The sequence below is a fragment of the Alistipes sp. CAG:268 genome (assembly GCA_000434235.1).
Taxonomy (GTDB): Bacteria; Bacteroidota; Bacteroidia; order Bacteroidales; family Rikenellaceae; genus Alistipes; species Alistipes avistercoris.
Genome location: FR892016.1, coordinates 21621 through 32969, shown reverse-complemented (window position 1 = coordinate 32969; position 11349 = coordinate 21621). Strand labels below are relative to the sequence as shown.

General features: G+C 63.4%; 8 protein-coding genes. 1 reads left to right on the top strand and 7 read right to left on the bottom strand.

Annotated features, from left to right (window positions below):
- Positions 1–149: 149 nt before the first annotated feature.
- The 4 genes from QZL63_RS09335 to QZL63_RS09320 form a co-directional block, all read right to left on the bottom strand.
- Entirely contained in the window at positions 150–1598 is a 1449-nt protein-coding gene (locus tag QZL63_RS09335) for an aminoacyl-histidine dipeptidase (protein ID WP_022309046.1), read from the bottom strand.
- Between the two features lie 152 nt (positions 1599–1750).
- Positions 1751–2605 carry a fimbrillin family protein gene (locus tag QZL63_RS09330; RefSeq protein WP_022309045.1) on the bottom strand — a complete coding sequence of 285 codons (855 nt, stop codon included), beginning with the start codon at positions 2603–2605 and terminating at the stop codon, positions 1751–1753.
- A 98-nt stretch (positions 2606–2703) separates the two neighbouring features.
- Positions 2704–4239: an IdeS/Mac family cysteine endopeptidase gene (locus QZL63_RS09325; RefSeq protein WP_290586689.1), complete on the bottom strand. Its 1536-nt coding sequence runs from the start codon at positions 4237–4239 to the stop codon at positions 2704–2706.
- 346 nt (positions 4240–4585) lie between these two features.
- Complete coding sequence (locus QZL63_RS09320) at positions 4586–6088, bottom strand: glutamine synthetase family protein (protein ID WP_022309043.1); 1503 nt, start codon at positions 6086–6088, stop codon at positions 4586–4588.
- Positions 6089–6269: 181 nt separating this feature from the next.
- Between QZL63_RS09320 and ispF the strand changes: the two genes are divergently transcribed.
- Positions 6270–6749 carry a 2-C-methyl-D-erythritol 2,4-cyclodiphosphate synthase gene (gene ispF / locus QZL63_RS09315; RefSeq protein WP_022309042.1) on the top strand — a complete coding sequence of 160 codons (480 nt, stop codon included), beginning with the start codon at positions 6270–6272 and terminating at the stop codon, positions 6747–6749.
- A 144-nt stretch (positions 6750–6893) separates the two neighbouring features.
- Here ispF and QZL63_RS09310 read toward each other — a convergent pair whose 3' ends face one another.
- The 3 genes from QZL63_RS09310 to QZL63_RS09300 form a co-directional block, all read right to left on the bottom strand.
- Positions 6894–7436, bottom strand: a complete 543-nt coding sequence (locus QZL63_RS09310; protein WP_290586687.1) for a DUF4251 domain-containing protein — start codon at positions 7434–7436, stop codon at positions 6894–6896.
- A gap of 53 nt (positions 7437–7489) precedes the next feature.
- Positions 7490–10336, bottom strand: coding sequence for an excinuclease ABC subunit UvrA (uvrA, locus tag QZL63_RS09305; RefSeq protein WP_022309040.1), 2847 nt, complete (start codon positions 10334–10336; stop codon positions 7490–7492).
- Between the two features lie 110 nt (positions 10337–10446).
- Positions 10447–11211: a nitrilase-related carbon-nitrogen hydrolase gene (locus tag QZL63_RS09300; protein WP_022309039.1), complete on the bottom strand. Its 765-nt coding sequence runs from the start codon at positions 11209–11211 to the stop codon at positions 10447–10449.
- Positions 11212–11349 lie beyond the last annotated feature (138 nt).

The following is an 11349-nucleotide window of genomic DNA, read 5'->3' as shown; positions in this document are numbered from 1 at the left end:
GTCGAAACGGTTGTCAGCAGCTCCCTCCGCTCCTCGCGCCCGGCATAGGGGTAGTATTCGTCGTCATCGGGCGACTGGGCCGCAGCCGATCCGGCGAAGAGCACCAAAAGCACGAGAAGCGGCGCGCGGAACATGGCTTGCGGCGCGCGTCAGAGGGTACGGAGCGTCTCCTTGAGCAGGTCCCAGAACTTCGGCACCGTGGCGATCTCGAGGCGCTCGTCGGGCGAGTGGACGCCGCGGAGCGTCGGCCCGAAGGAGACCATCTCGAGGTGGGGGTATTTCTCAAGGAAGAGTCCGCACTCGAGGCCTGCATGGATGGCACGGACCTTCGGCGTGGTGGCGAAGAGGCGCTCGTAGGCCGCAACGGTGACGGCCAGCAGGCGCGACGAGGGATCGGGAGCCCAGCCCGGATAGCCGTCGGAGTGGACGACCTCTGCGCCGGCCAGCGCGAAGACCGACTCGACGGCCTGCATGGCATAGCGCTTGGCGCTCTCGACCGACGAGCGCTGCGAAGTGGTGACCACGATGCGGTCGTCGCCCTCGAACTTCACCGAGGCGAGGTTGGTCGAGGTCTCGACCAGGCCCGGCACGGCGAACGACATGTCGAGCACGCCGTTCGGGACACCGACCAGGGCCAGCACCAGGGCCCGCTGGGCCGATTCGTCGAGCACGGGGGCCGGGGCAGCCTCGTCGAGCGTGATGCGGAAATTCGGCTCGCGGAGGTGGAACTCGGCGCCGAGTTCGGCGGCAAACTCCCCGAACCAGCTGCGGAATGCAGCCTCGCAGGAGGCGGGGATGCCGAAGAGGACCTCGGCTTCGCGCGGGATGGCATTGCGCAGGTTGCCGCCGTCGAAGCGGCTCAGGCGCAGGGCGAAGCGCTGCCAACCCTCCCAGAGCAGGCGGGCGGCCGTCTTGTTCGAATTGACTCGTCCCTTGTCGATGTCGTCGCCCGAGTGTCCGCCCTGCAGGTCGGAGACGCGGACGCGGAAGAAGCGGTGGTCGGCAGGGGCCGCAACGGTCGTATAGCGGAACGTGGCCAGCGTGTCGATGCCGCCGGCGCAGCCGATGAACAGCTCGCCCTCGTCCTCGGAGTCGAGGTTGATCAGGTAGGTGCCCGTGAGCATTCCCTCGCCCAGTCCGAAAGCACCCGTGAGGCCGGTCTCCTCATCGACCGTGAAGAGCGCCTCGAGGGGTCCGTGCTCGACCGACGGGTCGAGCAGCGCGGCCAGCGCGGCGGCCATGCCGATGCCGCAGTCGGCGCCGAGCGTCGTGCCCTCGGCCTTGACCCACTCCCCGTCGATGCGGGTACGGATGGCGTCGTGCTCGAAGTCGAACTCCACGTCGGAGTTCTTCTCGCAGACCATGTCCATGTGCGACTGGAGGATGACCGCCGGACGGTTCTCGAAGCCCGGGGTGGCGGGTTTGCGCATGACGACGTTGCCCGTCGCATCCTTGCGGTATTCGATGCCGTGGCGCTCGGCGAACGCCACCAGGAAGTCGATGATCCGGCCCTCCTTCTTCGAGGGGCGCGGAACCTGCGTGATGGCATCGAACTGTTCCCAGACGATGCGCGGTTCGAGAGAGGTGATGGATGACATAGCAGATTGGTTTTATGGGTTCATGCGATGATGATCGGATTCAGCCGGCGAACCGGCTCGGGCGGGCCAAAAGCCGCACCCGCACAGCCCTTGCGGAAGATGGCCCGGCACCGGAATCCCGACGGATTTCCAGTGCCGGCCGGAAGGGAGGATCAGAGGATGATTTCACCCTCGACCGTACCCTGGTCGCCCCACCCTTCGATCGTTGTCTTGCCGATCTCGACGCGCCCTTCCTTGAGCGTCAGTTCGACATGGAGCTGCATGCCGCCAAGCAGTTCGTCGTGCGAGCCGGCATGGTCGCTCAGCGGAACCCGGCAGGTCCGGTCGTCGAACCGGAGTTCGAACTCCACATCCGAAGTCTTCTGGGGCACGAGCAAGAAGAAGACCGACTTGCCCCGGGCGGAGAAGGAGGCCTTGCGGCCCTCGTCGGTCTTCAACGTACCGTCGAGCAGATCGACCGTGCAGGCCGAACGGGCCGTACATACGGTCTGGACGCTCTCGGTATCGACATCGGAATCATCCGTGAAGGTCACCACCAGACGGTGCATGGCGTGACGGAAGGTCAGATCGACCGGAGCGGTCGTTCCTGCAGGCACGTCGGCCGTGCGGGCCAGCAACAGGTCCTTGTCGGCCTCCGTCTCCAGGTCGAAGGCGAATTGTGCTCCGGAGAGGTCCCGCTTCGGGTAGCAGGCCGCAAAATGCACCTTCTCGGGCGAGGAGGCGAACGTTACATCCTTCCAGTAGAGCTGCGTGACGCCCGTCTCGTAATCGAAATCGAGCAGGCCGTCGGCTCCGTCGGAAACAAGCAGCGAGAAGTGGTCCCCGTCGGCGAACGACCCGCTGCCGTTGCTGTCGAGGGAGGGTGTGCGCATCTCGCTGCGGTCCAGAATCGAGGTACGGATGCCGATCTTTGCGTCGGCAACGGGTTTGTCACCCGACTTCTCGCTGCTGCAGCCGCAGCAGGCCCACATGGCCGCAGCCATGAATGCAAAATATGAAACTTTCATGTTCTTTCACTTTTTTTGGTTATACATTACAGCCGGTTCGACGGATGCTCTCCGCCCGGCCCCGGAAAAGCCGTATTCCATCCGGAACGAAGCATGCATCACAGATGCAGGTACTCCTTCCAATACTCCTGACCCAGCGAAACGGTAAACAGACGGTTGATGGGAAACGTCACGTCCTCCGAACCGATATAGTCATTGCTGTAGTGCGTCGTGGTTGCCGTAGTTCCAGGCAAAGTGACATAAACGATCCGCAGACGGATGCATCCGACATTGTAGGGCCCGTACTGATTGCGGTCGTTGTTATCGGCGATGTAAATATAGGAGACATCACCCTCGTCGTTGAACTCGGCTCCCCACATTGTCACTACATGGCCCGTGCGGACCGCTCCGATGGTCAGCCCCAACCCCTTCTTGTTGGTCAGCGCGTCCTTGATAACCTTGTTGAAATTCTCACGGCTCAAACCGCCCACATTTTGGGAAAGTTTGACCCCTTCGGGGAAGACCTCCTTGAAATAGCCTGCCTTGTTTTTGGGGGTTCTCAAAAGAGGAGCCGAAGGCTCGATACCGTGGATGAACCAGTTCACCCCTGCATCGCCGTAGCCGGCCTCGTCGTAGAACGAATCGATAAAGCATTGGAAAATGTCGCTCTCCTGCGGCTTATCAAGCGGATACGCATAGTCGGGGCCCGTATAGCGATCGCCGTAGAGATCGATATACTCCTTGTTCTGGGCGATCCACCAGTGCATGAGGTTCGAAGCCGTCGCAGCCCAGCACAACATGCCGTCGGGCACTCCGTCCGGATTTGCCGTAGGATTACGCTTGTTGCAATCATACCAGCCGTACTCCGGCTTCCACGGGAGGTAATAGGTCCAATAGAGATCGGGATAGAGCTGCAGCCAATCGCCCTCTTCGGAAGGCGTGATCCCGTAAACCCAGCACTTCTTGCCGGCCCACTCGGAACCGTCGCCCTTCACCGACAGGCGGACGGTTGTCTGCTTGCCCGGAACGAAATCGACCAGTTCCGAGCCGTCGTTCAGCTGCTCCGGAGCCTTGAAGAAAGACTCCTTGCCGTTGGCGGAGATCTTCAGCAGCCCCTCGTCCGCCCGGTAGGGCGAAGCCGGCTGCGGAAAGATGATCGCCTCAAAACTTCCGTCGGCATTGCGGCGGGGTTCGATCCAGCCGAAATCGCCGTCGGATACCCGGGCCTCGCCGCTGAGCAGATCAAGTGTTCCGTCGAGTTTGCTGCGCACAGCAATCCCTGCGCCGTCCGTATTGCCCGAAAGAACCACCGTCACGCGGTGCAGGGCATGAGCAAAGGTGAAATCACCCCGGTATACACCCTCTTCGAGCGTCAGGCGCGAAAACAACAGGTCGGAGGCGGCATGCCCCTCCCCGCTCTGGTCCGATGCGATACGGAACGGGACGCCCTCGGTCTGTCCGGTCGAGAGTTCGCTTCCGCCGGCATACCAGGCCGACAGGTTCAGCCTTCCGCTGCCGAATTCCGACCGTTTGAGAAGAGGCAGCCACTGACCGCCGGTCAGCGTAAGCTGGCGGTAGCTGACATCGGCGCCGTTGTCGATATAGAGACCGATACGGTCGCCCTCGACGAAATCGCCGGAGCCGTCCTGCGCCACATCCGCCCGTGTCGCAACCCGGGAGAAGGTGAGTTGCAGACAGCCGTCGCCGCCCGGTCCGTCGAATTCGGCTTTCTCAGAGGTACAGGCAGAAAATGCCACACAACACACACCGATACAAAACCACATGAAAATCTTCTCCAGATACAGTGATTTTCTTCCCATACTTCAAAAAAGAGTAAAGTTTCAAATCTTCATGAATCAAACGTAAAACGGATGATCCAATCGGTTTTATTTTTGTTTTGTCCGGCACAAAAATAGGAAAAAAGATCGGAATCACCGCTTTCACACGGAGATTCCGATCATGTACTGCGGCCGTTGGGAGGAGTCAGCCGCAGCAAGGCTGTCAGCCACAGTAGAAATAGGTATCGACAAGGGCCTTGATCTTCGACTCGTCGCCACCCAGCTCCTCGCGCAGGTGTGCGTCGCGGAAGGAAGCAAGGCGATCGACCAGTCCGTCGATCAGGCGCGGGGGAAAGACGCCGTAGCGCTCGTAGACGGCACGCTGCTCCGAAAGGCGCCGGGCCGACTCCTCGCACGAGGCCGGGAGCTGGCTCAGGCGCTCGAGCACCTCGCGGTTGCGGTCGTCGAAGATGTTCACATCGACGTAGCGGTCGCGGGCATACTGCACCCCGTTCTCCATCTCGAAGCCGTGGCGCGCAGCAACGGCCAGACCCGCCAGCAGCAGGTAGATGTCGGCCGAGCCGTCGGGGCAGCGGAACTCGACGGTCTGCTTGAGGTTCACGTCCAGCGACGAGGGCTCCTCGTGCGGGTTGGCATCGCAGGCCATGCGGTTGGCGCCGGCACTCCAGCCCAGCGGCACGCGCACGAGCACCGAGCGGTTGCGGTCGCCCCAGCAGATGTTGGTCGGGGCCTCCTGGTGCGGCACAAGGCGGAAATAGGAGGTCGGATTCGTATTGCCGAAGGCCGTGAGCGAAGGAGCGAGCGAAAGGTAGCCCGCGATGGCCTTCAGTGCCGCCTCGGAGAGGCTGCCGTCGGCGTTGGTCATGGCGTTGCGGCCGTCGTGCATCAGGCGCGTGTGGATATGGAGGCCGCTGCCGGCCTTGCCGACGGTGATCTTCGGGGCGAAGGTGACATCGACGCCGTACTCGTAGGCCAGCGTGCGGATGATCCACTTGGCGACGAGCAGCTGGTCAGCCGCAGCCTCGAGGTCGGTAGGCAGGAACTCGATCTCGTTCTGTTCGTACATCAGTCCCTCCTGCGTGAAGTTGCCCACCTCCGAGTGGCCGTACTTGATCTCGCCGCCCGCCTGGGCGATGTACTGCATGGCGCGCATGCGGAACTCGGCCGCCTTGTTGAAGGGCGTGGACTCATGGTAGCCCCGCTGGTCGGCCGCAAGGAAGAGATCCTCCTTCGGGCTGACGACATAGAACTCCAGTTCGCCCATGACGTGGAAATCGAAACCCGTCACGCGGCGCAACTCTTCGTGTGCACGGCGCAGCGCCTGCTCGGGAGCCATGTCAAAGGGCTCGCCGTCCTTGGTGTAGTAGCTGCACAGGATGTCGAGCGAGGGGATTTCGCTGAAGGGGTTGCGGAAGGCCGTGCGGTAGCGCGGCACAACGTAGAGGTCGCTCGAACCCGCCTCGATATAGGGGAAGAGGCTCGAACCGTCCACCCGCTCGCCGCAGGTGAGGATGCTCTCCAGGTAGGCCTCGTCGTTGATGACGAAATTCAGGGTCTTCAGACGCCCGTCCGCCCCCGGGTAACGGAGATTGATCATCTCGATGCCGTTCTCCTTGACATAACGGATCAGATCGGCACGCGTGAAGTCGCAGCACGGCTTTCCGAGAAAGCGTACGAGCGGATTGGGATTCAGATCGGTATTCATATCGTTCTTGAAGTTTTAGGTTCGGTTTTCTTTCAATTCGAAATGCAAAACCTCGATAAAGATACAAAAAATTAATATCCACACAACACCTCGCCGCATTTTTTTTGCATCATTTCCTCTCCGGAAGCCGATTTACGGATTTTTTGCATACCTTTACCGAAAAAAAGGACACGATTTCGCAATGGATTTCAGAATCGGACACGGATACGACGTGCATGCCCTCAGGGAGGGGCTGCGGCTAGTACTGGGGGGCATCGAGATTCCCCACGAGAAAGGATGTGTCGCCCACTCGGACGGTGACGTGGCGATACATGCCGTATGCGACGCCCTGCTGGGTGCCGCGGCGCTGGGCGATATCGGGCTCCACTTCCCCGACACGTCGGACGATTTCAAGGGCATCGACTCGAAGATCCTGCTGCAGCGGGTGGTCGCCCTGCTCCGCGAGCGGGGTTACGAGGTGGGAAACATCGACTGCACGATCCGCATGCAGCGCCCGAAACTCCGCCCCCACATCGACGCCATGCGCGCAGCGATGGCCGAGGCGATGGGGGTTGCCGTGGACCGCGTATCGGTAAAGGCGACAACCACCGAACGGCTCGGATTCGAAGGCCGTGAGGAGGGGGTGTCGGTATCGGCCGTGGCGCTGATCTTCCGACCCTGACCGGAACGGGGAGTTCCTATATATAAAGCCGTCCCGCACAGATGCGGGGCGGCTTTCGTTTCGGGCAAAACCCGCGGGCGGCACCGGACGGGACGTGTGGAGTCGGGAGTGGACGCCCGCCCGAAGCAACGGTCCCGCAGGCGGTCAGTAGAGCTGCGAGATCGTACCGGTGTACTGCACGGGGTTGTACCACGGATTGGTGATCGTCAGGTTGGCGCCGCCCGTGCGGGTGAAGATCTCGAAGGTGAAGGTATAGGTCGAGGCGGTGAACATCGACGAAGAGAAGGTCACCATCCACCCCTCGTGCGTCTGTTCGGCCGTATAGCCCTGGACGCTCGGCAGCGTGTAGTTGAGCACCGTCACGTAATAGGGAGCCACATACCCCTTCACGTAGGGCAGGCAGACATCCACCGTACCGTCCCAGACGCCCACGCTGAACTCGGGGTTCATAATCTGACGCATCGGGCCGGCCGGCTGGCGCTGCATCGTCTGCGGATTGAACTGGAAATTGCGCGACAGCACGAGCGAGTCCATCGACTTCGTGTAGTTGGCGATGCGCTCGGCACGCCGCTTCTCGCGGACTTCGCGGCGCTCTTCCTTCGGCGAGAGCACCTTCTTCTGCCCGATCACGGAGAGGACGGCCATGCACGACAGCAGCCCCAGCAAGATAATGATTGTTCTTTTCATAGCTCATAAGTTTGTGTACGGCCATGAAAAGCAAATCCGGTGCCCGAATCGCGCTAAAGCCCCATTTGTTTGAGAAATAGGCCCGTATAGCTCTCCGGGCACTGCGCCACGTCGTGCGGCGTGCCCGCCACGAGGATCCGGCCGCCGGCCGCTCCCCCCTCGGGACCGATGTCGATCAGGTGGTCGGCCACCTTGATGACGTCGAGGTTGTGCTCGATGACGATCACCGTATTGCCGCGATCGACGAGTTTGTTGAGCACGTCGAGCAGCAGGCGGATATCCTCGAAGTGGAGGCCCGTCGTCGGTTCGTCGAGAATATAGAGCGTGCGGCCCGTATCGCGCTTCGACAGCTCGGCGGAGAGCTTGATGCGCTGGCTCTCGCCGCCCGAGAGCGGCGCGCAGGGCTCGCCGCCGCCCGAGGGCGTCGTGCAGGGCTGGCCCAGCGTGAGGTAGCCGAGCCCCACCTCCTGGATTGCACGCAGCTTCTGGTGGATCGAGGGGATGTTCTCGAAAAACTCCACGGCCATGTTCACCGTCATGTTGAGCACGTCGTCGATGTTGCGGCCCTTGTAGCGCACCTCGAGCGTCTCGCGGTTGTAGCGGTGGCCGCCGCAGGCCCGGCAGCGGACATAGACGTCCGGAAGGAAGTTCATCTCGATGGTCTGGACGCCGGCGCCGCGGCACTCCTCGCAGCGTCCGCCCTTGACGTTGAACGAGAAGCGGCCCGCCTTGAAACCCCGGATCTGGGCATCGGGGGTCATCTCGAAGAGTTTGCGGATGTCCGAGAAGACGTTGGAATAGGTCGCCGGATTGGAGCGGGGCGAGCGTCCGATGGGCGACTGATCGACAACGACCAGCTTGTCGATGTGCTCGATGCCCTCGACCGAATCGTAGGGCAGCGGCTGGTCGTAGGAGCGGTAGAGCGCCTTCGAAAGGATCGGGCGCAGGGTTTCGTTCACGAGCGTCGATTTGCCCGAGCCGCTGACTCCCGTCACGCAGATGAACTTGCCGAGCGGGAACTCGGCGGTGACCCCCTTGAGGTTGTTGCCCCGGGCCCCGCGGATGACGATCCGCTCGCCCGTGCCCGGGCGCAGCGAGGCGGGAATCTCGATCCGCCGCCGGCCGGTCAGGTAGTCGGCCGTGATGCTGTCGGAGCGGAGGATGTCGTCGAAGCTCCCCGAGGCGACGATACGCCCCCCCTTGCGGCCGGCGCGGGGGCCCACATCGACGATGAAGTCGGCGGCGCGCATCATGTCCTCGTCGTGCTCGACGACGATCACCGAGTTGCCGGCGTCGCGCAGCTCCTCGAGGCTGCGGATCAGCCGCCGGTTGTCGCGCTGGTGAAGGCCGATCGAGGGCTCGTCGAGGATGTAGAGGACATTGACCAGCTTCGAGCCGATCTGCGTGGCCAGGCGGATGCGCTGGCTCTCGCCGCCCGAGAGCGAACGCGACGAGCGGGCGAGCGAAAGGTAGCCCAGCCCCACATCCTGCAGGAAGCGGAGCCGCTCGCGGATCTCCTTGAGGATCTCCTGCGCGATGCGGCGCTCCTTGTCGCTCATCTGCTCCTCGACCGTGGCGATCCACCCGGCGAACTCCGAGATGGAGAGGGCCGAGACCTCGGCGATGTTCTTGCCCGCAACGCGGAACTGGAGCGCCTCCTTCTTCAGGCGCGAGCCGCCGCAGACCGAGCAGGTGCGGTAGACGAGGAACTGGTCGCGCCACTTCTGGCCGCGCTTCGAATCGTCGTCCTCGGTGCGGCCGATGTACTCGGCGACGCCCTCCCACTGCAGGAACTGGCGGCCGCCCGAGGAGCTGAACTCCGAGAGATCGACCGTCAGCGGCTCCGAGTCGCCGTAGAGCACGGCATTGAGCCCCTCCTCCGAGAAGCTCGAGATCGGGTCGTCGAGCGTGAAGTCGTAGCGCCGGCCGAGCATCTCCAGCTCGGCGAAGAGCAGGTTGTTGCGGTATTTGCCCAGGGGTTCGACGGCCCCCTCGCGCAGCGAAAGCTGCGGGTCAGGAACGATCTTCGCCAGGTCGAAGACCGCCTCCTCGCCCAGTCCGTTGCAGTGGGGGCAGGCCCCCTTCGGGGAGTTGAACGAGAAGGTGTGCGGCGCCGGGTCCTCGAAGGCCACGCCCGTCGAGGGGCACATCAGGTGGCGCGAGTAGAAGCGCTGCTGTCCGGTGCCGTAGTCGTAGACGGCCATCGTGCCCTTGCCCTGGCGCATCGACTCCTTGAGCGAGGTCATCAGCCGGTCGCGCGCGTCGGCCGAGACCTGGAGGCGGTCCACCACCAGGTCGATCGTGTGGATCTTGTAGCGGTCGAGGCGCATGCCGGCCGTGATCTCGCGGATCTCGCCGTCGATGCGGGCGTAGATGTAGCCCTTTCTGGCCAGCGACTCGAAGAGCTCCCGGTAGTGGCCCTTGCGGCCCTTGACCACCGGGGCCATGAGCGCGATGCGCCGCCCGTCGAAGCCCCCGAGGATGAGGTCGGCGATCTGGTCGTCGGAGTAGTGGACCATCTCCTCGCCCGTGACGGGCGAATAGGCCCGCGAGGCACGCGCGTAGAGCAGACGCAGGAAATCGTTGATCTCCGTGACGGTGCCCACGGTCGAGCGGGGGTTCTTGTTGGTGGTCTTCTGCTCGATGGCCACCACGGGGCTCAACCCCGTGATCTTATCGACGTCGGGGCGCTCCATCGTCCCCACGAACTGCCGCGCGTAGGTCGAGAGCGTCTCCATGTAGCGGCGCTGCCCCTCGGCATAGATCGTGTCGAAGGCCAGCGAGGACTTGCCCGAGCCCGAGAGGCCCGTGATGACCACCAGTTTGCGGCGCGGGATCTCCAGATCGACGTTCTTGAGGTTGTGCACCCGCGCTCCGTATATCTTGATCGTATCTTCCATCGTGTTCGGTCGGCCGCACCGCGAAAGGCGGGGCTTCGGGCCCCGGAGCCTGCGGTGCGAATCAGCGCGTAAAGATACGACTTTCGGCGGGGAAAAACAAGGAGGCGCAATCAGAGAAGCAGGCGGAAGTCATCGGCATCGCGCCAGGCGGGGAATTTCTCGCGGAAAAGGCGCTGCGCCCCGAGGTCGAACGACGAGACGAGCGTCGCGGGATCAGACCCCGCCTCGGCAAGTGCCCGGCCGCGGCAGTCGAGCAGCACCGAATCGCCCGAATAGAGCGACACGGGGTCGCGGCCCGTGCGGTTGGCCCCGGCCACGAAGCACTGGTTCTCGATGGCCCGGGCACGCAGCAGCGTACGCCAGACGTCGCGGCGCGATGCGGGCCACGAGGCGCAGCAGAGGATGGCGTCGTAGTCGTCGCGCGAGCGGCTCCAGACCGGAAAGCGGAGGTCGTAGCAGACCAGCAGCAGGAAGCGCACGCCGCGGTAGGTGACCACAACGCGGCGGTCGCCGGGCGTATATTCATCGGCCTCGCCGCCCGGGGCGAAGAGGTGGCGTTTGTCGTAGCGGGCACACTCGCCCGACGGGTAGACGAAGAGCATGCGGTTGAAGAAGCGGCCGTTCTCCGAGACGGCGAGGCTCCCGGCAAGGGCGCATCCGTAACGGCGTGCCCAGCGCTGCAGCGTCGCGGCAATCGGACCGCCGTCCGGTTCGGCCGCCTCCGCGGCCCGGAGCACGAAGCCCGTGGCGAACATCTCGGGCAGCAGCACCAGGTCGGCCCCGGCTCCGGCAACAAGCGGCTCGAGCCGCTCGAGGTTCCGCTCGGGGTTCATCCACTCCATGTCCGTCTGGCAGACGGCGATACGCATTTCCATAGGCTTCGGTTTTTGCCGCTCCGCGCACTTCAGGGCCCACCCCGCACGGCGGAGGTCGGGCGGCACGGGCTGCGGCGCGGAGCGACGGCCCGTGCTCCGGGGGAATAAAATTAGCGGTTTTCGGCCGCACGGCCAAAT

Coding starts and splice junctions, on each gene's coding strand:
- QZL63_RS09335 (WP_022309046.1), bottom strand. CDS start 1,598: ATGTCATCCATCACCTCTCTCGAACCGCGCATCGTCTGGGAACAGTTC.
- QZL63_RS09330 (WP_022309045.1), bottom strand. CDS start 2,605: ATGAAAGTTTCATATTTTGCATTCATGGCTGCGGCCATGTGGGCCTGC.
- QZL63_RS09320 (WP_022309043.1), bottom strand. CDS start 6,088: ATGAATACCGATCTGAATCCCAATCCGCTCGTACGCTTTCTCGGAAAG.
- ispF (WP_022309042.1), top strand. CDS start 6,270: ATGGATTTCAGAATCGGACACGGATACGACGTGCATGCCCTCAGGGAG.
- QZL63_RS09310 (WP_290586687.1), bottom strand. CDS start 7,436: ATGAAAAGAACAATCATTATCTTGCTGGGGCTGCTGTCGTGCATGGCC.
- uvrA (WP_022309040.1), bottom strand. CDS start 10,336: ATGGAAGATACGATCAAGATATACGGAGCGCGGGTGCACAACCTCAAG.
- QZL63_RS09300 (WP_022309039.1), bottom strand. CDS start 11,211: ATGGAAATGCGTATCGCCGTCTGCCAGACGGACATGGAGTGGATGAAC.